This is a genomic window from Pseudomonas sp. G1002 (genome assembly GCF_013385455.1).
Lineage (GTDB): Bacteria > Pseudomonadota > Gammaproteobacteria > Pseudomonadales > Pseudomonadaceae > Aquipseudomonas.
The window spans coordinates 170,759-193,570 of sequence record NZ_JACAPY010000016.1 but is presented as its reverse complement, the minus strand read 5'-3'; the positions used below and the strand labels follow the sequence as shown (position 1 = coordinate 193,570).

Annotated in this window: 21 protein-coding genes and 1 other RNA gene; 13 read left to right on the top strand and 9 right to left on the bottom strand. The window is 61.3% G+C overall.

Going from position 1 to position 22,812, the window contains the following annotated elements:
* Positions 1–26 precede the first annotated feature (26 nt).
* Both HX801_RS07050 and HX801_RS07045 read left to right on the top strand, forming a co-directional pair.
* Positions 27–1,391, top strand: coding sequence for a DUF1329 domain-containing protein (locus tag HX801_RS07050; RefSeq protein WP_008434250.1), 1,365 nt, complete (start codon positions 27–29; stop codon positions 1,389–1,391).
* 309 nt (positions 1,392–1,700) lie between these two features.
* Complete coding sequence (locus tag HX801_RS07045; protein WP_102369891.1) at positions 1,701–4,430, top strand: LuxR C-terminal-related transcriptional regulator; 2,730 nt, start codon at positions 1,701–1,703, stop codon at positions 4,428–4,430.
* Between the two features lie 9 nt (positions 4,431–4,439).
* Here the strand turns inward: HX801_RS07045 and HX801_RS07040 are convergent, their stop codons facing one another.
* Genes HX801_RS07040 through HX801_RS07020 form a run of 5 tightly spaced genes read right to left on the bottom strand, consistent with a single transcriptional unit; the run spans position 4,440 to position 8,253 of the window.
* Positions 4,440–4,784, bottom strand: coding sequence for a hypothetical protein (locus HX801_RS07040; RefSeq protein ID WP_003216175.1), 345 nt, complete (start codon positions 4,782–4,784; stop codon positions 4,440–4,442).
* A gap of 23 nt (positions 4,785–4,807) precedes the next feature.
* The gene (locus HX801_RS07035; RefSeq protein WP_008434246.1) at positions 4,808–5,362 is read right to left on the bottom strand and encodes a membrane integrity-associated transporter subunit PqiC; all 555 of its coding nucleotides are present in this window, start codon (positions 5,360–5,362) and stop codon (positions 4,808–4,810) included.
* 17 nt (positions 5,363–5,379) lie between these two features.
* Positions 5,380–7,035, bottom strand: a complete 1,656-nt coding sequence (locus HX801_RS07030; RefSeq protein WP_177021831.1) for an intermembrane transport protein PqiB — start codon at positions 7,033–7,035, stop codon at positions 5,380–5,382.
* Complete coding sequence (locus tag HX801_RS07025; protein WP_003216181.1) at positions 7,016–7,660, bottom strand: paraquat-inducible protein A; 645 nt, start codon at positions 7,658–7,660, stop codon at positions 7,016–7,018. Before HX801_RS07025 ends, HX801_RS07030 begins: the two co-directional genes overlap by 20 nt.
* On the bottom strand, positions 7,657–8,253 hold the full coding sequence (locus HX801_RS07020; RefSeq protein WP_008434242.1) for a paraquat-inducible protein A: 597 nt from the start codon (positions 8,251–8,253) through the stop codon (positions 7,657–7,659). Before HX801_RS07020 ends, HX801_RS07025 begins: the two co-directional genes overlap by 4 nt.
* A 179-nt stretch (positions 8,254–8,432) precedes the next feature.
* Between HX801_RS07020 and HX801_RS07015 the strand changes: the two genes are divergently transcribed.
* Both HX801_RS07015 and HX801_RS07010 read left to right on the top strand, forming a co-directional pair.
* A complete protein-coding gene (locus HX801_RS07015; protein WP_177021830.1) occupies positions 8,433–9,077 on the top strand; it encodes an MBL fold metallo-hydrolase in 645 nt (214 codons plus the stop codon).
* A 218-nt stretch (positions 9,078–9,295) separates the two neighbouring features.
* A complete protein-coding gene (locus tag HX801_RS07010) occupies positions 9,296–10,066 on the top strand; it encodes an OmpA family protein (RefSeq protein ID WP_032899265.1) in 771 nt (256 codons plus the stop codon).
* Between the two features lie 67 nt (positions 10,067–10,133).
* Here HX801_RS07010 and HX801_RS07005 read toward each other — a convergent pair whose 3' ends face one another.
* From HX801_RS07005 to HX801_RS06990, 4 genes are all read right to left on the bottom strand, one after another.
* Positions 10,134–10,715 carry a BON domain-containing protein gene (locus HX801_RS07005; RefSeq protein WP_003216188.1) on the bottom strand — a complete coding sequence of 194 codons (582 nt, stop codon included), beginning with the start codon at positions 10,713–10,715 and terminating at the stop codon, positions 10,134–10,136.
* Positions 10,712–11,305, bottom strand: coding sequence for a phosphoheptose isomerase (locus HX801_RS07000; protein WP_003216190.1), 594 nt, complete (start codon positions 11,303–11,305; stop codon positions 10,712–10,714). Before HX801_RS07000 ends, HX801_RS07005 begins: the two co-directional genes overlap by 4 nt.
* Positions 11,306–11,397: 92 nt before the next feature.
* Entirely contained in the window at positions 11,398–11,769 is a 372-nt protein-coding gene (locus HX801_RS06995; protein ID WP_076014393.1) for a YraN family protein, read from the bottom strand.
* Complete coding sequence (locus tag HX801_RS06990; RefSeq protein WP_177021829.1) at positions 11,769–13,580, bottom strand: penicillin-binding protein activator; 1,812 nt, start codon at positions 13,578–13,580, stop codon at positions 11,769–11,771. The genes HX801_RS06995 and HX801_RS06990 overlap by 1 nt, the downstream gene beginning before the upstream one ends.
* Positions 13,581–13,756: 176 nt before the next feature.
* Between HX801_RS06990 and rsmI the strand changes: the two genes are divergently transcribed.
* The 9 genes from rsmI to mraY all read left to right on the top strand — a co-directional run bounded on the left by rsmI (position 13,757) and on the right by mraY (position 22,806).
* On the top strand, positions 13,757–14,662 hold the full coding sequence (gene rsmI / locus HX801_RS06985; protein WP_161635740.1) for a 16S rRNA (cytidine(1402)-2'-O)-methyltransferase: 906 nt from the start codon (positions 13,757–13,759) through the stop codon (positions 14,660–14,662).
* Positions 14,663–14,757: 95 nt separating this feature from the next.
* An RNA gene (gene rnpB, locus HX801_RS06980) (RNase P RNA component class A) lies at positions 14,758–15,111 on the top strand.
* A gap of 355 nt (positions 15,112–15,466) precedes the next feature.
* On the top strand, positions 15,467–15,922 hold the full coding sequence (gene mraZ / locus HX801_RS06975) for a division/cell wall cluster transcriptional repressor MraZ (protein WP_003171868.1): 456 nt from the start codon (positions 15,467–15,469) through the stop codon (positions 15,920–15,922).
* Positions 15,919–16,866, top strand: coding sequence for a 16S rRNA (cytosine(1402)-N(4))-methyltransferase RsmH (gene rsmH / locus HX801_RS06970; protein WP_003216201.1), 948 nt, complete (start codon positions 15,919–15,921; stop codon positions 16,864–16,866). The genes mraZ and rsmH overlap by 4 nt, the downstream gene beginning before the upstream one ends.
* Entirely contained in the window at positions 16,863–17,156 is a 294-nt protein-coding gene (ftsL, locus tag HX801_RS06965) for a cell division protein FtsL (RefSeq protein ID WP_003216203.1), read from the top strand. The genes rsmH and ftsL overlap by 4 nt, the downstream gene beginning before the upstream one ends.
* Positions 17,156–18,898, top strand: coding sequence for a penicillin-binding protein 2 (locus tag HX801_RS06960; protein ID WP_166742205.1), 1,743 nt, complete (start codon positions 17,156–17,158; stop codon positions 18,896–18,898). The genes ftsL and HX801_RS06960 overlap by 1 nt, the downstream gene beginning before the upstream one ends.
* Positions 18,898–20,361 (top strand): UDP-N-acetylmuramoyl-L-alanyl-D-glutamate--2,6-diaminopimelate ligase, encoded by a 1,464-nt coding sequence (locus HX801_RS06955; protein ID WP_003216207.1) that lies wholly within the window; start codon positions 18,898–18,900, stop codon positions 20,359–20,361. Before HX801_RS06960 ends, HX801_RS06955 begins: the two co-directional genes overlap by 1 nt.
* On the top strand, positions 20,354–21,724 hold the full coding sequence (murF, locus tag HX801_RS06950) for a UDP-N-acetylmuramoyl-tripeptide--D-alanyl-D-alanine ligase (RefSeq protein ID WP_177021828.1): 1,371 nt from the start codon (positions 20,354–20,356) through the stop codon (positions 21,722–21,724). Before HX801_RS06955 ends, murF begins: the two co-directional genes overlap by 8 nt.
* On the top strand, positions 21,724–22,806 hold the full coding sequence (gene mraY, locus HX801_RS06945) for a phospho-N-acetylmuramoyl-pentapeptide-transferase (RefSeq protein WP_008434230.1): 1,083 nt from the start codon (positions 21,724–21,726) through the stop codon (positions 22,804–22,806). The genes murF and mraY overlap by 1 nt, the downstream gene beginning before the upstream one ends.
* Positions 22,807–22,812 lie beyond the last annotated feature (6 nt).

Genomic DNA, 22,812 nt, shown 5'->3' with positions numbered 1-22,812 from the left:
AGTATGTTTTAAGGAAGAACCAGAACATGAAAATAACTAAAAATCTGTTGCAGGTGGGTGTGCTGGGGCTGTCGATCATGGCGGGTAGCGTCATGGCGGCGGTCTCGGCGGATGAAGCCGCCAAGCTCGGCACGACCCTGACCCCGATGGGCGCCGAAATGGCCGGTAACGCGGCCGGCACCATCCCTAAATGGTCGCCGCTGCCCACCAACGCCGGTGCCGTGGATGCCCGTGGCTTCCTCGCCAACCCGTACGCCAGCGAACAGCCGCAATTCACCATCACCGCGCAGAACGTCGAGCAGTACAAGGACAAGCTGGCGCCGGGGCAGTACGCGATGTTCAAGCGCTACCCCGACACCTTCAAGATGCCGGTCTACCCGACCCATCGCGGCGCCACGGTGCCGGCTGATGTGTTCGCCGCCATCAAGAAAAACGCCACCAGCACCAACCTGGTGTCCGGCGGCAACGGCCTGGAAAACTTTGAAACCGCCGTACCGTTCCCGATTCCGAAAAGCGGCGTTGAAGTGATCTGGAACCACATCACCCGCTATCGCGGCGGCAGCGTGACCCGCCTGGTGACCCAGGCCACGCCGCAAACCAACGGCTCGTTCAGCCTGGTGTATTTCCGTGATCAGTTCGTGTTCCGCGACAAGATGAAGGACTACGACCCGAAAAACCCGGGCAACATCCTGTTCTACTTCAAGCAGCAAGTGACTGCGCCGGCACGTCTGGCCGGTGGTGTGCTGCTGGTGCACGAAACCCTCGACCAGGTGAAAGAGCCGCGTTCGGCGTGGGTCTACAACGCCGGCCAGCGTCGTGTGCGCCGGGCACCGCAAGTGTCGTATGACGGCCCGGGTACCGCCGCGGACGGCCTGCGTACCTCCGACAACCTCGACATGTTCAACGGTGCACCGGACCGCTACGACTGGAAACTGGAAGGCAAGAAAGAGCTCTACATCGCCGAAAACAGCTACAAGCTTGACGATCCGAAGCTCAAGTATGTCGACATCATCAAGGCCGGCCACATCAACCAGGACCTGGCGCGCTACGAGCTGCGCCGCGTGTGGCATGTGGTTGCAACCCTGAAGGAAGGCCAGCGCCATATCTACGCCAAGCGTGACTTCTTCATCGACGAAGACACTTGGCAAGCCGCGGTCATCGACCACTACGACGGTCGTGGCCAGCTGTGGCGCGTGGCGGAAGCCCATGCCGAGAACTACTACGACAAGCAAGTGCCGTGGTACGCCCTCGAAACCCTCTACGACCTGCAGTCCGGCCGCTACCTGGCACTGGGCATGAAGAACGAAGAGAAACAGGCCTATGACTTCGGTTTCACCGCCACCACCAGCGACTTCACCCCGGCGGCTCTGCGCCAGGATGGTGTTCGCTAACTTGCTGTAAACGAGGCCGCATCCTCGAAGAAGCCCCGACTGGTTCGGGGCTTTTTTTTGCGCGACCACGGTGGCGAGGGAGCTTGCTCCCGCAGGGATGCGTAGCAGCCCCAAAAACGGGAGCGCTGCGCACTCCAGCGGGAGCAAGCTCCCTCGCCACAGAGTGTCGGTCGTTACAGAAGAAGTCCGGATATTTTTTGTTGTAGTCTTTTTCAGACAAATGTTGCAAAGATCTACAAAGCTGCCGCTTTTACCGCTAGTCTGCGGACATCTGCAATGCCGACAACAGCCTTCTACAAGAGCCCGGCGATGACTGATCTGTCCCGAATTCAAGGGCCTGCCAGCGCGGTAATTCCGACCCTGGAAGGTCGCTTCTATCGACCCCCACTGCCTGACGGCTACGTGTTGCGACCGCGCCTGTGCGAACGGCTGAGTGAAGGGTTGGCCGGGCGTCTGTTGCTGGTCAGCGCCCCGGCCGGGTTCGGCAAGAGTTCGCTGGCGGTGGAGTTCTGCCAGAGCCTGCCGGCCCACTGGCAAAGCCTGTGGTTGGGGCTAAGTCCCCGGGACAACGACCCGGGACGTTTTCTTGAACGCCTGCTCGACGGTTTGCAGCAATACTTCCCGCAGTTGGGCGCCCAATCCCTGGGCCTGCTGAAAATGCGCCAGCGTCACCAACCCTTCGCCTTTGAAGAATGGCTCGACGGCCTGCTGGATGAACTGACGGTGCACCTGTCGACCCAGGCGCCGCTGTTGCTGGTGCTGGATGACTACCATCTGGCCCAGGGCCCGGTACTCGACCGCTGCCTGCAATTTTTCCTCAATCACCTGCCCGACGGCCTGCTGGTGCTGGTCACCAGCCGCCAGCGTCCCGACTGGCACCTGGCCCGCCTGCGCCTGTCCCGGCATTTGCTGGAACTGCACGAGCAGGACCTGCGCCTGACTCACGGCGAATCCCTGGCGCTGCTGGATCGCCACAGCAGTTCATTGCGTGGTGAAGCCCTGGATAACCTGATCCGGCGCAGCGAAGGCTGGGTGGCCGGCCTGCGTTTCTGGCTGCTGGCGGCTTCCGAGGCCGGCAGCGAAGGTACGCTGCCCCAGGGTTTGCACGGCGGGGAAGGGCTGATCCGCGATTACCTGCTCGAAGAAGTCATCGACTGCCTGCCCTCGGAAGTCCAGGCGTTCCTCTACGACACCGCGTCCCAGGAGCGCTTTTGCAGCGAGCTGTGCGACGCCGTGCGCGAGGCCCACGACAGCACGGAAATCCTGCGCTACCTGCAAGCCCACCAGGTATTCCTGGTGCCGCTGGACGAGCAGGGCCATTGGTACCGTTATCACCATCTGTTTTCCGACCTGCTGCGCACCCGGCGCGCGAGCAATGCCGTGTTGCCGGCAGCCAGCCTGCACCTGCGGGCCTGCCGCTGGTTCAATGCCCAGGGCTTGATCGACGAGGCAGTGGAGCAGGCGCTGCGTGCGGGTCACCTGGATGTGGCGGCAAACCTGGTGCAGAACCTGTCCGAAGAGCAACTGCTGGCGGAGCAGAATGTCGGCATGCTGCTGCGCTGGAAAATGGACTTGCCCGACAGTTTGCTGATGAGTACGCCACGCCTGATCGTGCTCTACAGCTGGGCGTTGGGCCTGGCCTGCCAGCTGGATGCGGCGCAGGAACTGGCCAGCCACCTCAGCCGTTTTTTACCGGCCCCGTCGGCCACCGCGCAAAAGTCGATGCTGGCGCAATGGCTGGCCCTCAGCGGGATTATTGCCCGGGGCCGTGGTGATCGTGAGCTGACCCAGTCGTATTGCAGCGAGGCTCTGGAAAGCCTGCCGCACAAACGCTATGGCCAGCGGTTGATGTGCCTGTCGACCCTGTCCAACCTGGCCATTGTCGACGCCGACCTGTGGCGCGCCCGCGGCCTGAACCGCGAATCCCTGGAGTTGGCGCAGCGGGTCGGCAATCCATTGTTTGAAGCGCTGGCCCATTACGACCGAGCGCGTGTACTGCAGGCCCGTGGCGAGATCCTGCGGTCACTGGATGAAGTGCGCCAGGGCCTGCAACGTTTGCAAGGCCTGGCGCCGCAACGGCTGTACGCAGTGCGCGCGCGCCTGGCGTTGTACGAAGGCTATTTGCTGCTGATGCGCTGCCAGCCTGAAGCCGGGCTCGCTCGGCTGCGTGCCGGATTGACGGAGGCGCGAGCCTGTCGGGATATCAGCGTGTTGATCGGCCACTGTGTGATCGCCAGCTTCGAAGGTCGCCGTGGCGACTTCTCCGTGGCCTTTGCCGAATTGGCCGAGGCCGAGCGCTTGATGCATATCTGGGACGTGCCGCCGATTTTCTATCTGGCGATGATCACCCTGGTCAAATGCGAGCTTTGGCTGGCTCAGGGCCGCACCGACCTGGCCGATGCCTGGCTGACGCGGCTGGGGCAAACCTACAACGGTGAACAGGCCGCTGCCGCACCGGAGTTCCACCCGCACCTGCCGCAACATATCGAGTTGCAACAGGCGGCACTCGACGCCATCCGTCATCAGCCGGCGGCTTCACTGCAACGGCTCGATGAACTGGCACGCCAGGCCCATAACAGCGGCCGGCAGATGATCAGCCTGATGGCGCTGACCCAGCAGGCACTGTTACTGCTGGACGGTGGCCAGGAAGCCCAGGCCCGCCCGGTGTTTGCCCGCGCGCTTGAAGCGGCTGCCGGTGGCGCGATGCAACCTTTCCAGCGCCTGTTGGAACGCTATCCCGAGTGGACGCGGGAGCAGCTGTCTCGGGATCCCCATGGACTGATGAACCAGGGTCTGCTGGCACTCTTGCCGGATGTTGCAGTAGTTGAAACCCCACACACACTGGAGACCCTGAGCACCCGTGAACTGGCGGTGCTGCACCTGATCGCACAGGGTTGTTCAAACCAGGAGATCAGCAATCAGCTGTTTATCTCCCTGCACACCGTGAAAACCCACGCCAGCCATATCAACAGCAAGCTCGGGGTGGAGCGGCGCACACAGGCGGTGGCGCGGGCGCAGGAGATGGGATTGCTGGGGTAGAAACCTGGATCAATGGGATCGAAAGCCCCAGACGATTTCCACCACGCGGGCTGCCACCAGCACATAGATCAGGATAAGCAGCAGCTGAAGGACCAGGTGATAACGCAGCTTGGCGAGCCGGCGGATGCCATCGCTCACATTCAGCACCATCAGCAAGCTTGAGACCACGATCAAGCCCCACCCGGCCACGCTTGACGCCAGGATGCCGAGGAACAGCTCATGTTTCCCGGCCAGTGCGTTGGTGCCCGCAGCAAACAACAGCGCGCATACCAGCAGGTTCTTCACATTGTCGAAGACCTGGGTGCTGAAGTCATTCTCCAGCAGTTGCTGATACCACTTCCAGAATGTGCGCATGGCTCGATCCCCTGGATCAATGTTTACCGCACGGCGGGGCACTCACTCGATGACTTGTCGGCGGCCTGGCTGAGCAGCGCGGCAAACCGCTTGACGTTGTTTTGCTGCGCGATCACCAGGTCGTCAATGGTCGGGCCGGATGGCGACTGCACCACCGTGCGACACGTCAGCGGCGTGCGTTCGTCCGTGCCCGTCTGGCGAAGCCGCCATTTGACGTCGAGCAGGGCGTACTGCCCGGGGATCGAGTCAAAGCGCTGGACCTCAATGCGCACCGCCAGGTTTTTCCGGCTGCTGGCGAGTTGATCCACCAGCGCGCTGCGCAACTCATCCACCAGGCTGGCAGCCCACCATTGCGTCTCGAGAATGGCCACGCCGCTGTCACCCTGGCGGATGACAATCTGTGGCCGGTCGACCTGTGGCGGGACCGTGATGCTTTCAATCCGGATCTCGCCCCCCGCGGCCAATGACGCATTGCTGCGCTGCACCGGCGTCAGGGTATGAAATTGAATGGGCTCACTGCGGCACGCCGTCAGCAGCAGCAACCCGGTGAGCAGCGTGATCTTCAGCGGCAAAGCCATGGTGGTTGCTCCTGTGGTCATTTGCGCGGTGGCCCTTGCAGGTCGGAGGGCGCGGCGTTGTCGGGGCGACCGCGAATCAGCGATTCGGGATGGCGTGCCAGGTAGTCCGACAGCTCTCGCAGGGAGCGCGACATGCGGCTCAGTTCGTCCAGGGTCTGGGTCAACTGTTCCCGTTGCGGCGAATCCTCGGCCAGGGTCGAACTGGCGGATTGCAGGGTTTTACTCACGTCGGCCAGCGTGTTTTGCACCCCCGGCAGTGTCTTGGCGTTGAACTGGCCGAGACCCTTGCGCAGTTCCACCAGGCTGCCGTCGAGGTTGCCGGCAATTCGCTCGATCGGCAGCTGGTTGATCTTGTTGACGATGCCTTCGAGTTTTTCCTGCAATTGTTCCAGGTTGCCGGGGATGGTCGGAATACTGACGGGGCGCAGGTTCGGGTCAAACACGACTTTGTCGGCCTTGGGGAAGAAGTCCAGGGCGATATAGAGCTGGCCAGTGAGCAGGTTGCCGCTGCGGGCCTGGGCGCGCAGGCCGTGTTCGATGAAGCTGCCTATCAGGCGCACACCGCCGGCTTCGTCGTTGGGGTCATGCTTCAAGACCGTGAGCATTTTGGTGTTGGCTTCGCCGAGGCGCTGCGGGTAGATCACGATGCCGACGTTGACCGGGAAGCTGCGTTTTTTCTCGTCGAAATCCAGGTTGATCGACACCACTTTGCCGAATTCGATACCCAGGAACTCCACTGGCGCACCCACCGTAAGCCCGCGCAAGGCCTGGTCGAACCGCAGGTTCAGGTATTGCGCCTTGCCATTGGGCGGGGCCAGCGCGGTTTGCTGGTCGGCGAACAGTTCATAGGAGTGTTCTTCGTCGGCCGGCTTGTCGTTGGGGCTGTAGGGCGGGGCGAGGAAGGCGATGCCGCCCACCAGCATGGACGACAAGGATTCGGTTTTCAGCGCAAACCCGTTGGCGCCGACACTCACATCAATCCCGCTGGCGTTCCAGAACCGGGTGTTCTCGGTGACGTAGGCGTCATTGGGTGCATGCACGAACACGTCGATGTTCACGCCCTTGCCGTCAGCGTCCAGAGCATAGGCCACCACCTGGCCAACGGGAATCTTGCGGTAGTACACGGGGGAGCCGATATCCAGCGAACCCAGATCCTGGGTGTGCAGCGTGAAGCGCCTGCCCGGTTCGCCATAGGTAATGGGCGGCGGGTTTTCCAGGCCGGTGAACCGGTTGGCGCGGGTATCGGACTGGCCGATATCGGCGCCGATATAATCCCCTGAGAGCAGCGTGTCGATACCGGAAACGCCGCCGGCGCCGATACGTGGGCGCACCACCCAGAACTGCGAGTCTTCACGGGTGAAGCTTTCAGCCTGCTTGGACAGTTTGATCGTGGCGTTGACGCTTTTCTGATCGTCGCTCAACTCCACATCAGTCACCTGGCCGATCACCACGTTGCGGTATTTCACGTCGGTCTTGTTGGCGGTCAGGCCGCTGCCGGTCTTGAAGGTAATGGTAATGCTCGGCCCTTGCTGAAGGATGCTGTGCACCACCAGCGAAATGCCCACCAGCACCGCGACAATCGGCACGATCCACACCAGCGAGACGCTGAAGCGCCGCGTCTTGATCGCAGGCGAGCCCGCAGGCTGCGGTTTGTCAGTGGTTTGCGACGCCATCCGGCATCTCCTCGTTGTGTGGGTTTTCCCAGATCAGGCGCGGGTCGAAACTCATTGCCGAGAGCATGGTGAAAACCACCACCAGGCCAAAGAACAGAATGCCCAGGCGCGGCTCGATGGTGCCCAGGGCCTGGAACCGCACCAGGGCGGCCACCAAGGCCACCACGATCACATCCAGCATCGACCAGTAGCCAATCACTTCGACGAAGCGAAACAGCTTCGAGCGCTCCTTGCGCGCCCACTGGTTATTGCGCTGCACGGTGACCAGCAGCAACGTCAATGCGACGAACTTGATACCCGGCACCGCGATGCTGGCGATGAAAATGATCAGGGCGATGTCCCAGGCGCCGTGCTGCCAGAACTCCAGCACGCCGCTCATGATGGTGCTGTCGGCGCCCGAGCCGAGCATCGAGGTGTTCATCACCGGCAGTAAGTTGGCGGGCACGTAAAACGCCAGCGCCGTCAGCATATAGGCCCAGGTACGGGTCAGCGAATGGACCTTGCGCCGGTGCAGCGGCGCGCCGCAACGCTCGCATTCGTCGGGCGCGGTGCTGACGTCGCAAGCCTGGCCGCAGCTGTGGCACAGGCACAGGTTCAGCTCGCTGGCGGTCGGTGGACGGCTCATAAAATGTCCCACAGGTCGCGAATATCACGCCCGGCAATGCGGATCAGCAACAGGCTGAGGGCGGCCAGGGCAAACAGGCCGGTGCCGGGCAAAACATCCAGCATGCCGGCGAGTTTGAACACCGCCACCATGGCGCCCAGCAGGCAGACTTCGAGCATGCTCCAGGGCCGAAGCGCTTCGAGCCAGCGCATGCACAGCTTGAACGCCGGCGAGCGTTGGCCCTTCATCGCAAAGCCCAGCACCCAGATCAACAGCAGCAACTGGAACACCGGCGCGATGATGATGGAAATCGCCGCCACCAGCGCGATGAAGGTGATCGGGCCCTGGGCCAGTGCGACCACCGAATCCCATAACGTGGCGCTGCTTTTCAGGCCTTGCAGGCTGATGCTCATCACCGGGTAGAAGTTGGCGAAAATCCACAGCACGGTGGCGGTCAGGGTCAGGGCCAGGCGTTGTTCCACCGACAGCCCGTTATAACGCTGGAGTACGCCTGCGCAGCGGGTGCAAAGGGTCTTCTGATGTTTGGCGAGCGCGACTTTTTCGTACACGCAATCGCAGTGTTCGCAGATGATCAATGGGCTGAGGGTCGCCATAAGTCCCACTCCATGCGCTATACGTTGCGCGTTGTATGACTGGCGCCAGAGTAGCTTAGCAGTTGCCGGGTTTGACAGCCGTGCGCTCGCGAGCGCTTTCGGATCGGGTGCAGGGTCGAACATACTGTGCGCCAGAATGCAGTACAAAAGAGTGTGCCTTTGAATTTGCAGGAATACCCATGAATATTCAGTCTCCCACGCTGATCCGCGAAACGTTCCCGGTAGGCCCGTTGCAGTGCAACTGCACGATCATCGGCGACCCCGTCACCAAAAAAGCCATCGTCGTCGACCCGGGCGGCAACCATGAGCTGATCCTGGCGCGCCTCGATGCGCTGGGCCTGAAAGTGGTCAGCATTATTCACACCCACGCCCATCTCGATCACTTCCTGGCCTCCGGGCAGTTGAAGGAAAAAACCGGCGCTACCCTGCACCTGCACAAGGAAGACCAGTTTCTGTGGGACAACCTGGAAATGCAGTGCCAGATGTTCCGCGTGCCTTACACGCCAGTGCCGTCGCCGGATCGTTGGCTGGAGGATGAAGAAGAGCTGGCCTGTGGTTGCGGGGTTGCCTTGCATACACCTGGACACACACCCGGCTCGATGAGTTTCTGGTTCGCCGATGCGAAGTTGCTGATTGCCGGCGACACCCTGTTTCGGCGGGGCGTGGGCCGTACGGATTTGTGGGGCGGTGACCAGGCGACCATCGTGCGCTCGATCAAGCAACGGCTCTACACCCTGGATGAGGCGGCGGTGGTGGTGACAGGGCACGGTCCGGACACGCGTCTGGGAGATGAAATGCGTGAGAATCCGTTTGTCCGCGCGTGAAGAAAAATGTGGGTAGTTTTTCGGATACCAAGTGGCGACTATCAGACGAAACATATAGAGAAAATGACAATTACCGTTCAGGAAGTCTCTGCTAGGGTTTGAGTGTGGCCGGGCTTGTGTGGAGATGGAATTTTTACCGTTTGTCGTGTTCCAAGCTCGGCACAGGTCCAATGCCAATGTCCTCTGCATCACCGAATGCAAAAGTAGGAGCTTCCTTCATGTTCACTTCTCGTCGTCTGCTTGTTGTTGCTACTGCCGTAGCCCTGTTGTCGGGCTGCGCTTCACCTAATCCTTATGACGGCAGCCAGGCACAGGGTGGTGGCTCTTCCGGTGTGAGCAACACCGCCAAGTATGGTGGCCTGGGCGCCCTGGCTGGTGCGTTGGCGGGTGCAGCCATCGACCACAACAACCGCGGCAAGGGTGCGCTGATCGGCGCTGCCGTCGCCGGTATCGGTGGTGCGGGCTACGGTTACTACGCCGACCAGCAGGAAAAGAAACTGCGTGCCAGCATGGCCAACACCGGTGTCGAAGTGCAGCGCCAGGGCGACCAGATCAAGCTGATCATGCCGGGTAACATCACCTTCGCCACCAACTCGGATGCGATCTCCAGCAGCTTCTACACGCCGCTGAACAACCTGGCGAACTCGCTGAAGCAGTTCAACCAGAACACCATCCAGATCGTTGGCTACACCGACAGCACCGGCAGCCGTCAGCTCAACATGGACCTGTCCCAGCGTCGTGCGCAGAGCGTGGCCAATTACCTGACCTCCCAAGGTGTCAGCCCGACCAACCTGAGTGCCCGCGGTGCCGGCCCGGATAACCCGATCGCCAGCAACGCCGACGTCAATGGCCGTGCCCAGAACCGTCGTGTGGAGGTCAACCTGGGCCCGATCCCGGGCCAGCAGTACGGTCAGCCTGCCGCCCAGCAGCAACAGGCGCCGCAGCAGAACAACCAGTTCCAGGGCAACCCGTACCAGCAGTACCAGTAACCTGTAGTCAATAAAAAGGGCGCCGTGCAATCCATGCACGGCGCCCTTTTTTGTGGCTGACGATAAATCAGTCGATGTATTCGAACAGCTTCACGATCTTCTGTACGCCGGACACACTTTGTACCAGGTTGGCGGCGCGGGTGGCTTCTGCCTGGGTCAGCAGGCCCATCATGTAGACGATACCGTTGTCGGTGACGATCTTGATCCGAGAGCCGGGAATGGCGCTGTCGGTAAGCATCTGGGTCTTGATCTTGGTGGTCAGCAGGGCGTCGTTGCTGATTGCCAGCAGGGTGATCGGGTCCATCACCTGCAGTTCGTTGTGAACCTTCTTGACCCGCTGCACAGTGGCGGCAGCTTGTTCAGCCTGGGCCTTCAAGTCGGCGCGCGGGGTTTGGCCGGTGAGCAGCACCACGCCGTTGAAGCTGACGACCACGATGCGCGACGCGCCGTTGCCCAGGTCTGGAGCGGCCTTGGACACGTTGACGGAAACCTTGGTCTCGATCAGTGAGTCATCGATTTTGCTGCCGAAAGTGCGGGTGCCTTTATCGTCCTGGATGGGCGTGTCGCGGCTCGCTTCGATTACCGAGCTGCAGCCGCTGATGCCTAGGCACAGCGTGATTGCCAATAGGCTAAGGCGTTTAACGGTCATTCTTCACTCCCGAACAGTTGGCTGTCGATCAGATCGCACAGGCAGTGGATCGCCAGCAGGTGGACTTCCTGGATACGTGCGGTGACATTGGCCGGGACGCGGATTTCCACGTCTTCGGGCAACAGCAGCGAGGCCATGCCGCCGCCGTCGCGTCCGGTCAATGCTACGACAATCATTTCACGATCATGTGCGGCCTGGATCGCTTGAATAATATTCGCCGAGTTACCGCTGGTGGAGATCGCCAGCAGGACGTCCCCCGGCTGGCCAAGGGCGCGGATCTGTTTGGAGAAGATTTCGTTGTAGCTGTAGTCGTTGGCGATCGAGGTGATCGTCGAGGTGTCGGTGGTCAGGGCGATGGCCGGCAGGCTCGGGCGCTCACGCTCGAAGCGGTTGAGCAGCTCGGAGGAGAAATGCTGGGCATCGCCGGCCGAACCGCCGTTGCCGCACGAAAGCATTTTGCCTTCGTTGAGCAAGGCGTTGACCATGACCTGACTGGCTTGCTCGATGTGCGGTGCAAGTACGTCCATCGCCTGTTGCTTGGTATCGATACTGGCCTGGAAAAGCTGGCGAATTCGGGATTGCATGTCCATCTGTGTGACCTTAAGTAGCGCGGCTGTTTGGCACAGGAATGTGCAGCCCGCAAAGCAAAGAGCAAAAGTGTGCGGTGTAGATGTCCGGCGAATCAGCTGTCAAAGGCATCTTGCAGCCAGTTCAGATCGGCTGTTCCCCGGGGAGTGCTTTCTATGGCAACCACATCGAAACGGCAGGGATGATCGGCCCAGCGACGCTCCTTGAGCAGGAAAAACTGCGCGGCGAGTATCAACTTCTGGCGCTTGCGCCCGTCGATACTGGCGAGCGCGCCACCCCATTGTGCGTGTTTTCTGTAGCGGACTTCGACAAATACTACTGTATCGCCGTCAAGCATGACCAGATCAAGCTCGCCGCGTTTGCATAACCAGTTCTGCGCCAGAAGGCGCAGACCTTGTTGTTGCAGGTACTCGAGAGCTTGAAGTTCGGCGTCCTTGCCGCTTTGTGCGCTTGACCGCTCGGGCATCAGCGCGGGGTATCAGGCAGGCGCTGGATCTCGCCACCGACGAACTTCGCCCATGGCATCTGGCGGTCGACACGCTGGCTGGCGCTGACGCCCAGGTTGCCCGACAGGCCGTCGACACGAGTGTCCGGCAGTGCCTTGAGCTGCCCCAGGCGCGGCGCCAGGCGGTAGGCATCCACACCCATCGCATAAAGACGGCCAAGGCTGCCGTTGGCTTGTGGCCATTGGGCAGCGACCTGGTTGCGCAGCGGGTCGGTGGTGTTCAGCAGCCAAGGGGTTTCGCAGAACATCACGTTGGTCATGTCCAGGTACTGGTTCTTGTCGCCACTGGCGCTGAACACGTGGGACGTCGCATACACCGGCACGTCGCCAGCGTATTGGAAGTTCAGGGTCGGCTTGATCTGCTGGGCCAGTTGCGGAGTCACGGCCAGGAAGATGAACTCGATGTCCTGGCGGCGCGATGGCTGGGCGGAAACGTCCGAACCTACCGTGCTTTGCAGGCTCTTGGCGCGGCCTTCGCTCTTGCGCAGCTGGAACAGGTCGGCAATCTGCTGGGCCAGGGCTACCGGCTGGTCAACGTACTCGACGCCCACCACGGTGCCGCCATTGGCTTCCCAATCCTGACGGAATGCCTTGTAGACGCGCTCGCCCCATTCGCCTTTCGGCACCATGGCGGCGGCGCGGTGCAGGCCATCGGCGCGAGCACGACGGGACACTTCACGGGCTTCGTCTTCAGCGGCCAGGCCAAACTGGAACAGTTGCGCCGGGTTCTGCTCGGCTTCGCTGTAGTTCAGGGCCAGGGTGGTGATCGGCAATTGCGGGCGTGCGCTGAGTTGCTTGACCAGCGGTTTCTCCAGCGGGCCGACCACCAGTTGCACGCCGGCGGCCTGGGCCTTGGCGTAGAAGTCGTCGATGGAGGTCAGGCGCGAGCTGTCGTAGAACTCGATCACCGGCGGCTTCTGCCCGGCTTGTTCAGCCTGGTAGTGCGCGGCCATGAAGCCTTCGCGCAGCGCCTTGGCAACGCCGGCCAGCGGACCTTCCTGCGGCAGCAGCAGGGCGATCTTGTTCAGCGGCTGGCTGGCCAGTTCCTTGAGCTTGGTCAGCGGCTGCGGCAATTGCGAGGCTGCCGGGTGGCCAGGGTTCTGGGCGCGCCAGGTGTCGATGGCCGCCTGCTGTTGCTCCAGAGTGCCGGCGCCCTTGACTGCCTGGGCCAGGCTGATCCAGCCGTCCAGCGTCGGGTTGCCGCTGGCTTGCAGCTGATCGGCAGGCAAGGCGGCAATCAGTGCCCAGATGGCTTCGTGGTTGCTGTTGTAGGCATCGCCCGTCAGCAGCGGGGCCATGGCGACGCGCTCGCGGGCGGCGGCCAGGGTCTGGCCGTCGGCCTCATAGGCGCGGGCATGCACGGTGCCCGTGCGGATCTGCTGTTCAGGCGGCAGTTCCTTGAGGCTTTGCAGGCTCGGGTGATTCAAGGCCGTCAACGCTGCCTTGGGCTGGTTGCGGGCCATCGCCAGTTCAGCCGACAGGGTGCTGGCAAATACCTGCGCCGCCGGTTTCAGGACGTCCAGTGGCACCTGGGCAAGAATCTGCGCCGAGCGTCCCGGATTGTTTTGGTGAAACGCCAGGTCAGCCGCACTCAAGCGCAACAGCGCGGCTTTTTCCGGAGTCTTGGCCGAAGTCGCCTGTTCGAGCAGTTGCTCGATGCTGGCATCCGGAGTCCGGGGGAGGTCGCCAAGGCTGGACGAGGGCGAGCTGGCGCAAGCCGCCAACAGGGCAGCGAGGCAGAGGGCAGAGAACAGCCGCAGGCAAGCGATCATGTAAGTGTTCCTGATACCGATCAAATTAGCGTGGAATTGTACCCAAGCACTGGCCGGGGCGCGATGTTACTGGCGTGAAACCGTCTATTTAGGTCGTGTAAATGTTGCAGGACCCAATACGCGGCTGAAATCGAACCCGCCCCGAGGGCATATATTCAAGGCGTCTACGCGCTACAATGTGGCTTTTGCCAACCATCGAGGTGTGCGTTTTGACTGCTCCAGGTCCTTTGAATTCCACTGCAGGCTCGCTTTTTGTCGTGGCGACGCCCATTGGCAACCTGGACGACATCAGTGCGCGTGCGCTGAAAGTGTTGCGCGACGTAAAACTGATCGCGGCTGAAGACACTCGGCACTCCCAGCGGTTGATGCAGCATTTCGGTATTCCGACCCCCTTGGCCGCCTGTCACGAACACAACGAGCGTGAAGAAGGCAGTCGTTTTATCACTCGTTTGTTGGCGGGTGATGACGTGGCGTTGATCTCGGATGCGGGTACGCCGCTGATTTCCGACCCTGGCTATCATCTGGTTCGCCAGGCGCGGGCGGCTGGTATCAATGTAGTGCCTGTTCCGGGAGCGTGCGCGCTGATTGCTGCATTGTCTGCTGCCGGCTTGCCGTCGGACCGGTTTATCTTCGAAGGCTTCCTGCCTGCCAAGGCCGTCGGGCGCCGGGCGCGCCTGGAACTGGTAAAGGAAGAGCCACGCACGCTGATCTTCTACGAAGCCCCGCACCGCATCCTTGAGTGCCTGCAGGATATGGAGCTGGTGTTCGGCGGCGATCGCCTGGCACTGCTGGCGCGGGAAATCACCAAGACCTTCGAAACCCTCAAGGGCTTGCCGCTGCAGGAACTGCGCGAATTTGTCGAGGGCGACAGCAATCAGCAGCGCGGCGAGTGCGTGGTGCTGGTAGCCGGCTGGTCGGCGCCGGAAAGCGAAGATGCCGTGGGCAGCGAGGCAATGCGCATTCTTGACCTGCTGCTCAAGGAGATGCCATTGAAGCGCGCCGCTGCATTGGCCGCGGAAATAACCGGCGTACGCAAGAACGTCCTGTATCAAGTGGCGCTGGATAAACAAAAGGGCGAATAGTTCCGGGTTCCAGCCTGCACTCCGTCTGAACATGATGGCATTAGTGTCTTTTAATACTTGTTCTAACGCCGCCGTGCCGTTAACCTGCGCGGCGGAGAGTCGATTGGACAGTCGCTGCCTTCTATGAAAATTAGAGGGGGGAGGAAAGTCCGGGCTCCATAGGGCGAAGTGCCAGGTAATGCCTGGGAGGCGTGAGCCTACGGAAAGTGCCACAGAAAATAACCGCCTAAGTACTTCGGTACCGGTAAGGGTGAAAAGGTGCGGTAAGAGCGCACCGCACGACTGGCAACAGTTCGTGGCTAGGTAAACCCCACTTGGAGCAAGACCAAATAGGGTCCCAAGGCGTGGCCCGCGCTGGGACCGGGTAGGTTGCTAAAGATGTCCAGTGATGGCCATCGTAGACGAATGACTGTTCAAGACAGAACCCGGCTTACAGATCGACTCTCCACCTTTTTTCCTTCTGTCCGAATCTCGGGCAGGAACCTGGTAGTAACGCGAGAATCCCTCCCTGCTGAATCGTCAGCAGATGCGTCTTCGTAATACCGAAAAAATCTTACTCTTAATAAATTACTTTAACTTTAAGCCTTAGCTCTTTGAGCTATTTGGTGTTGTTGAGTCAAAATCGCCGTCAAACTCTCGTTTCTCCTCCCTTTACCTTCCTAAATCTCCGTTCTGTAAGGCTTTTCCTTGAATCCGCGCCTTGACGGTGTGGTGGGCGCATTCCTATAGTGTGCGCAAGTGGCGGAAAGTGGCACAAAGTGGGTTTTTTGAACGTAAAACGCTAAAATTTGGAGAAACGCATCTGTGTTTCGCGGAGCTAACGCTATCAGTCTCGATGCAAAAGGCCGTCTCGCCATGCCGAGCCGGTATCGTGACGAGCTCATTTCGCGAAGTTCCGGGCAATTAATCATCACCATCGATGCCGTTGATCCCTGTTTATGTGTGTACCCGCTCGATGAGTGGGAGCTGATTGAAACCAAGTTGCGTGCACTGCCTTCACTGCGTGAAGAGAACCGCCGCCTGCAACGCTTGCTGATTGGTAATGCCGTCGACCTCGAACTCGATGGCAGTGGTCGTTTCCTGGTTCCACCGCGTCTGCGCGAATACGCCAAATTGGACAAGCGCGCGATGCTGGTAGGCCAACTGAACAAGTTCCAATTGTGGGACGAAGATGCCTGGGATGCTGTTTCTGCAGCTGACCTGGCTGCTATTCAACAACCGGGCGCCATGCCTGATGAACTGCGTGATTTGATCCTGTGACTATTGATAGCGGCTTTAACCACATCACCGTACTGCTTGACGAAGCCGTTGAGGCTCTCGCCGTACGCGCGGATGGCTGCTATTTGGATGGCACCTTCGGCAGGGGCGGGCACAGTCGGCTGATCCTCAGCCAGCTGGGTCCGGACGGTAAGCTCCTCGGGTTCGACAAAGACCCTCAAGCGATTGCCACCGGGCAAGCGCTAGCGGCCGAAGACGGCCGCTTTGTCGTTGTGCAGCGCAGCTTTGCCGAGCTCGGTGCAGAAGTCGCCGAACGTGGCATGGCGGGCAAGGTGGCCGGGGTTCTGCTGGACCTGGGCGTGTCTTCCCCACAGCTGGACGACCCTGAGCGTGGCTTCAGTTTCATGAACGACGGCCCGCTGGACATGCGCATGGACCCAAGCCGTGGCATCAGCGCCGCGCAGTTCATCGCTACCGCTCCCCACGAAGAAATCACCCGTGTGTTCAAGGAATACGGCGAAGAGCGCTTCGCTGGCCGCATGGCGCGTGCCGTGGTCGAACGCCGGGAAATCCAGCCGTTCGAGCGCACGGCCGACCTGGCTGAGGTGCTGAAAGTCGCCAACCCTGCATGGGAAAAGGGCAAGAACCCGGCAACCCGTGCGTTCCAGGGCCTGCGTATTCACGTCAACAACGAATTGGGCGACCTGGAAGCCGGCCTCGAAGCCGCCCTGGAAGCTCTGGAAGTGGGCGGTCGCCTGGTGGTGATCAGCTTCCACTCCCTGGAAGACCGTATCGTCAAATTGTTCATGCGTCGCCTGGTCAAGGGCGAGTCCGACAACCTGCCGCGCAACCTGCCGGTGCGTTACGAAGCTTTTGTGCCGAAAATCAAAATCCATGGCAAAGCGCAGTTCGCTTCCGAAGCCGAACTCAAGGCCAACCCACGTGCCCGTAGCGCTGTCATGCGCGTTGCGGAGAAGTTGCGGTGAGCAAGCTTTTCGCCAAGCCCCTCCCGGGCGGCAGCTTCTTTATGTTGCTGCTATTTGTTGGCGTGCTGGTGTCCGCGATTGCGGTGTCCTACAGCGCCCACTACAACCGTCAACTGCTCAATACCCTGTACGGGGAATTGAGCGTGCGCGACAAGGCGCAGGCGGAGTGGGGCCGGTTGATCCTCGAGCAAAGTACCTGGACGGCCCACAGCCGCATCGAAGTGCTGGCCACTGAACAACTGAAGATGCACATCCCGGGCGCTGCAGAAGTTCGCATGGTGGCGCCATGATGAAACTCGAGGGCGCACTCTACCCGTGGCGTTTCCGCGTAGTGCTGGGGTTGCTGGCACTGATGGTGGGCGCGATTGCCTGGCGGATTATCGACCTGCAAGTGGTGGACCGTGACTTCCTGATCGGCCAGGGCGATGCCCGTAGCCTGCGGCATATCCCGATTCCTGCACACCGCGGCCTGATCACCGACCGTAACGGCGAGCCCCTGGCCGTCAGTACGCCGGTGACCACCCTGTGGGCCAACGCCAAGGAAATGCAGACCGCCAAAGACAAATGGCCGGAACTCGCTGCTGCCTTGGGCCAGGACCCGAAAGCCCTGAGCGAACGCCTCGAAGCCCAGGCCAATAAAGAATTCATCTACCTGGTTCGCGGGCTCACCCCCGAACAAGGCCAGCAAGTACTCGACCTTAAAGTCCCCGGTGTCTACGGCATCGAGGAATTTCGGCGTTTCTACCCGGCCGGCGAAACCACTGCCCATATGGTGGGTTTCACCGACATTGATGATCACGGTCGCGAAGGCGTGGAACTCGCCTACGACGAATGGCTGGCCGGGGTTCCCGGCAAGCGACAGGTCATCAAGGATCGGCGCGGCAGACTGATCAAGGATGTCCAGGTCACCAAAAACGCCAAGGCCGGTAAGCCCTTGGCGTTGTCGATTGACCTGCGCCTGCAATACCTGGCCAACCGTGAGCTGCGTAACGCGATCATCGAGAACGGTGCGAAAGCCGGCAGCCTGGTGATCATGGACGTGAAGACCGGCGAGATTCTCGCCATGGTCAACCAGCCGACCTACAACCCGAATAACCGTCGCAACCTGCAGCCGGCGATGATGCGCAACCGCGCCATGATCGACGTGTTCGAGCCGGGTTCGACCATGAAAGCCATTTCCATGAGTGCCGCCCTGGAAACCGGGCGCTGGAAACCGGCCGATAAGGTCGAGGTTTACCCGGGCACATTGCAGCTGGGCAAATACACCATTCGTGACGTGTCGCGCACCGAAGGTCCGGTGCTGGATTTGACAGGTATCCTGATCAACTCCAGTAACGTGGGCATGAGTAAAGTCGCCTTCGATATCGGCGGCGAAGCCATCTACCACCTCGCGCAGAAAGTCGGCCTGGGGCAACCCACCGGCCTGGACTTCCCGGGCGAACGTGTGGGCAACCTGCCGAACTACCGTGACTGGAAAAAGGCCGAAACCGCCACGCTTTCCTATGGTTATGGCCTGTCGGTGACAGCCATCCAGCTGGCCCACGCCTTCTCGGTGCTGGCCAACAACGGCCGCATGGTGCCGCTGAGCCTGATCCACCTGGACGAGGCGCCGCCTGCGACCCAGGTGATCCCGGAAAACGTCGCCAAGACCATGCAAGGCATGCTGCAACAAGTGATCGAAGCACCACGTGGCGTGTTCCGTGCCCAGGTGCCGGCGTATCACGTGGCAGGCAAGTCCGGTACCGCGCGTAAAACCGCCGTGGGTACCAAGGGCTACGCCGAAAACTCCTACCGCTCGCTGTTCGCAGGCTTCGGCCCGATGAGCGATCCGCGCTACGCCATCGTCGTGGTGATCGATGAGCCGAGCAAAGCCGGTTACTTCGGTGGCCTGGTATCGGCGCCGGTGTTCAGCAAGGTGATGTCCGGGACGTTGCGCCTGATGAACATCACGCCGGACAACCTGCCGGCTACCCAACAAGCGAACGCCGGCCCGCCGGCCGCTGCTGTAAAAGCCAATGGAGGGCGCGGCTGATGTCTCTGAGCCTGAACAAGATTTTTGCCCACGCCGGCCGCGATCTGCTGATTCGCGAGTTGACCCTGGACAGCCGTAATGTGCGTGCCGGCGACCTGTTCCTGGCAGTGCCGGGTGGCAAGTTCGACGGCCGTGACCATATCGCCGACGCGCTGCAACGCGGCGCTGCGGCAGTAGCCTATGAAGTGGAAGGCGCCACCGTGCTGCCGATCACCGACGTGCCTTTGATTCCGGTCAAGGGCCTGGCTGCGCAATTGTCGGACATCGCCGGGCGCTTTTATGGCGACCCGAGCCGCACCCTGAACCTGGTGGGCGTGACCGGTACCAACGGCAAGACCAGCGTGACCCAATTGGTTGCCCAGGCGCTTGACCTGCTGGGTCAGCATTGCGGCATCGTCGGCACCCTGGGCACCGGTTTCTACGGCGCGCTGCAAAGCGGGCTGCACACCACGCCTAACCCGATTGCCGTGCAAGCGACCCTGGCCGACCTGAAAAAGGCCGGTGCCAAGGCGGTTGCCATGGAAGTCTCGTCCCACGGTCTGGACCAGGGGCGCGTGACTGCCCTGGCGTTCGACGTGGCGGTGATGACCAACCTGTCCCGCGATCACCTGGATTACCACGGGACCATGGAGGCCTACGCCGCCACCAAGGCCCGGCTGTTTGCCTGGAATGACCTGAAGTGCCGGGTGGTCAACCTGGACGACGAATTCGGTCGCCAACTGGCCGCCGCCCAAGGCGACGGTCGCCTGATCAGCTACAGCCTGGAAGACTCCAGCGCCTACCTGTATTGCCGTGAAGCCACCTTTGATGACGAAGGCGTGCGCGCCACGCTGGTTACGCCACAGGGCGAGCACCATTTGCGCAGCACCTTGCTCGGGCGTTTCAACCTGAGCAACGTATTGGCCGCCGTCGGTGCCTTGCTTGGCCTGGATTACGCCCTCGACGAAATCCTGCGGGTGTTGCCGAAGCTGGAAGGCCCGGCCGGTCGCATGCAACGCCTCGGCGGCGGCACCCAGCCGCTGGTGGTGGTCGATTACGCCCACACGCCGGACGCCCTGGAAAAAATCCTGCAGGCCCTGCGCCCCCACGCCAAGGGTAAATTGCTGTGCCTGTTCGGCTGTGGCGGTGACCGCGATCGCGGCAAGCGCCCGCTGATGGCGGAAATCGTCGAGCGCCTGGCCGACGGTGTGCTCGTCACTGACGACAACCCGCGCAGCGAAGACCCAAGCCAGATTTTCGATGACATTCGTGTCGGCTTTAAAGATGCGTCCAAGGCGACGTTCGTCGCCGGTCGCGGTGCAGCCATCGCCCAATTGATCGCCGGCGCAAGTGCTGACGACGTGGTGGTGCTGGCCGGTAAAGGTCACGAGGACTATCAGGAAATCAACGGCGAACGCCACGCCTTCTCCGATCTGGTCGAGGCTGATCATGCCCTGACCGCGTGGGAGGTGGCTCATGCTTAAGCCGCTTAAATTCAGCGAACTGACCCAGGCCTTGTCGGCCCGTGTGCTGTCGGCTGATTGCAGCTTTGATGGCGTCAGCATCGACAGCCGGACGATCAAGCCCGGGCAACTGTTTGTCGCCTTGGCCGGCCCGAGTTTCGATGGCCATGACTACCTGAATGACGTCGCTGCCAAAGGCGCTGTCGGCGCTCTGGTGCAGCGCGAAGTCGCTGACTCGACGCTGCCACAATTGCTGGTCGCCGACACCCGCCTGGCCCTCGGCCAACTGGGGGCGCTGAACCGTGCCGCCTTCACCAAGCCTGTTGCGGCGATCACCGGTTCCAGCGGCAAGACCACGGTCAAGGAACTGCTGGCCGGCATCCTGCGCACGCGCGGCCCGGTCCTGGCGACCCGTGGCAACCTGAACAATGACTTCGGCGCTCCGCTGACCCTGCTCGAACTGGCCCCGGAACACACGGCGGCCGTCATTGAGCTGGGTGCTTCGCGCATCGGCGAAATCGCCTACACCGTGGCCATGACCAAGCCTCATGTCGCGGTGATCAGCAACGCCGGTACTGCCCACGTCGGCGAGTTTGGCGGCCCTGAAAAGATCGTCGAAGCCAAGGGCGAAATCATCGAAGGCCTCGACGCATCCGGCACTGCCGTGCTGAACCTCGATGACAAGGCCTTCGAAACCTGGCGTGTCCGTGCCGCCGGTCGCAAGGTGTTGAGCTTCGCGGTGCACAACGCCGCTGCCGATTTCCATGCCTCGAATATCAAGGCCGACGCCCGTGGCTGCCCGTCCTTCACCCTGCATACCCCGCAAGGTGACGAGCACGTACAACTGAACCTGCTGGGCAACCACAACGTCGCCAATGCCCTGGCTGCCGCCGCCGCCGCCCACGTGCTGGGCGTGTCGTTGTTTGGCATTGCCACCGGCCTTGGCGCCGTGCAACCGGTCAAGGGGCGCACCGTCGCGCAACTGGCCAGCAACGGCATGCGCGTGATTGATGACACCTACAACGCCAACCAGTCCTCGATCTGTGCCGCCATCGACCTGCTGACCGGTTTCGCCGGTCGCAAGGTGCTGGTGCTGGGGGATATCGCCGAGCTGGGCGAGTGGGCCGAACAGTCTCACCGTGAAGTCGGCGCGTACGCAACTGGCAAGGTCGATGCCCTGTACGCCGTTGGCCCGAACATGCTGCACGCCGTGGACACCTTCGGGCCGGGCGCCAGGCATTTCGCCAGCCAGGCCGAACTGATCCAGGCACTGAGTGCGGCTGAACAAGACAAACACACCACTATTTTGATCAAGGGATCGCGCAGCGCGGTGATGGAAAACGTCGTCGCGGCCTTGTGTGGCTCAAGTACGGAGAAACATTAATGCTGCTGCTGCTGGCTGAGTATCTGCAACAGTTCCACAAAGGCTTCGCGGTCTTTCAGTACCTGACCCTGCGCGGGATCCTGGGTGTGCTGACCGCGCTGTCGTTGTCGCTGTTCCTCGGGCCATGGATGATCCGTACCCTGCAAAACCTGCAGATTGGCCAGTCGGTACGCAACGACGGCCCGCAGTCGCACCTGTCCAAATCCGGCACCCCGACCATGGGCGGCGCGTTGATCCTGTCGTCCATCGGCATCAGTACGCTGCTGTGGGCTGACCTGCATAACCGTTATGTCTGGACCGTGCTGCTGGTGACCCTGTTGTTCGGCGCCATCGGTTGGGTAGATGACTACCGCAAGGTGATCGAGAAGAACTCCAAGGGGCTGCCAAGCCGCTGGAAGTATTTCTGGCAGTCGGTGTTCGGCCTCGGCGCGGCGATCTTCCTGTTCATGACTGCGCCAAGCGCGGTGGAAACCACCCTGATCATCCCGATGCTCAAGGACGCCAGCATTCCACTGGGCGTCGGCTTCGTGGTGCTGACCTACTTCGTGATCGTCGGCTCCAGCAACGCGGTCAACCTGACGGACGGCCTCGACGGCCTGGCGATCATGCCGACGGTGATGGTGGGCGGTGCCCTCGGCATCTTCTGCTACCTGTCGGGTAACGTGAAATTCGCTGAATACCTGCTGATCCCTTATGTACCGGGCGCGGGCGAACTGATTGTGTTCTGCGGTGCGTTGATCGGTGCGGGCCTGGGCTTCCTGTGGTTCAACACCTACCCCGCACAAGTCTTCATGGGCGACGTCGGCGCACTGGCGCTGGGCGCGGCCCTGGGCACCATCGCGGTGATCGTCCGTCAGGAAATCGTCCTGTTCATCATGGGCGGTGTGTTCGTGATGGAAACCCTGTCGGTGGTGATCCAGGTTGCCTCCTTCAAATTGACCGGGCGCCGCGTATTCCGCATGGCGCCGATTCACCACCACTTTGAACTCAAGGGCTGGCCTGAGCCGCGGGTGATTGTCCGTTTCTGGATTATCACCGTGATTCTGGTTCTGTTCGGCCTTGCCACCCTGAAACTGAGGTAGAAACGA

What these genes read in the sequence shown, in the direction of transcription:
- HX801_RS06955 (WP_003216207.1), top strand. Translation starts at nt 18,898, where the DNA reads ATGTCTCTGAGCCTGAACAAGATTTTTGCCCACGCCGGCCGCGATCTG.
- HX801_RS07020 (WP_008434242.1), bottom strand. Translation starts at nt 8,253, where the DNA reads ATGGCGACCCTCAGCCCATTGATCATCTGCGAACACTGCGATTGCGTG.
- HX801_RS07030 (WP_177021831.1), bottom strand. Translation starts at nt 7,035, where the DNA reads ATGGCGTCGCAAACCACTGACAAACCGCAGCCTGCGGGCTCGCCTGCG.
- HX801_RS07050 (WP_008434250.1), top strand. Translation starts at nt 27, where the DNA reads ATGAAAATAACTAAAAATCTGTTGCAGGTGGGTGTGCTGGGGCTGTCG.
- HX801_RS07000 (WP_003216190.1), bottom strand. Translation starts at nt 11,305, where the DNA reads ATGGACATGCAATCCCGAATTCGCCAGCTTTTCCAGGCCAGTATCGAT.
- HX801_RS06995 (WP_076014393.1), bottom strand. Translation starts at nt 11,769, where the DNA reads ATGCCCGAGCGGTCAAGCGCACAAAGCGGCAAGGACGCCGAACTTCAA.
- HX801_RS07035 (WP_008434246.1), bottom strand. Translation starts at nt 5,362, where the DNA reads ATGGCTTTGCCGCTGAAGATCACGCTGCTCACCGGGTTGCTGCTGCTG.
- HX801_RS07015 (WP_177021830.1), top strand. Translation starts at nt 8,433, where the DNA reads ATGAATATTCAGTCTCCCACGCTGATCCGCGAAACGTTCCCGGTAGGC.
- HX801_RS07010 (WP_032899265.1), top strand. Translation starts at nt 9,296, where the DNA reads ATGTTCACTTCTCGTCGTCTGCTTGTTGTTGCTACTGCCGTAGCCCTG.
- murF (WP_177021828.1), top strand. Translation starts at nt 20,354, where the DNA reads ATGCTTAAGCCGCTTAAATTCAGCGAACTGACCCAGGCCTTGTCGGCC.
- HX801_RS07005 (WP_003216188.1), bottom strand. Translation starts at nt 10,715, where the DNA reads ATGACCGTTAAACGCCTTAGCCTATTGGCAATCACGCTGTGCCTAGGC.
- HX801_RS07025 (WP_003216181.1), bottom strand. Translation starts at nt 7,660, where the DNA reads ATGAGCCGTCCACCGACCGCCAGCGAGCTGAACCTGTGCCTGTGCCAC.
- HX801_RS07045 (WP_102369891.1), top strand. Translation starts at nt 1,701, where the DNA reads ATGACTGATCTGTCCCGAATTCAAGGGCCTGCCAGCGCGGTAATTCCG.
- HX801_RS06990 (WP_177021829.1), bottom strand. Translation starts at nt 13,580, where the DNA reads ATGATCGCTTGCCTGCGGCTGTTCTCTGCCCTCTGCCTCGCTGCCCTG.
- mraY (WP_008434230.1), top strand. Translation starts at nt 21,724, where the DNA reads ATGCTGCTGCTGCTGGCTGAGTATCTGCAACAGTTCCACAAAGGCTTC.
- HX801_RS06960 (WP_166742205.1), top strand. Translation starts at nt 17,156, where the DNA reads ATGAAACTCGAGGGCGCACTCTACCCGTGGCGTTTCCGCGTAGTGCTG.
- HX801_RS07040 (WP_003216175.1), bottom strand. Translation starts at nt 4,784, where the DNA reads ATGCGCACATTCTGGAAGTGGTATCAGCAACTGCTGGAGAATGACTTC.
- rsmI (WP_161635740.1), top strand. Translation starts at nt 13,757, where the DNA reads ATGTGGCTTTTGCCAACCATCGAGGTGTGCGTTTTGACTGCTCCAGGT.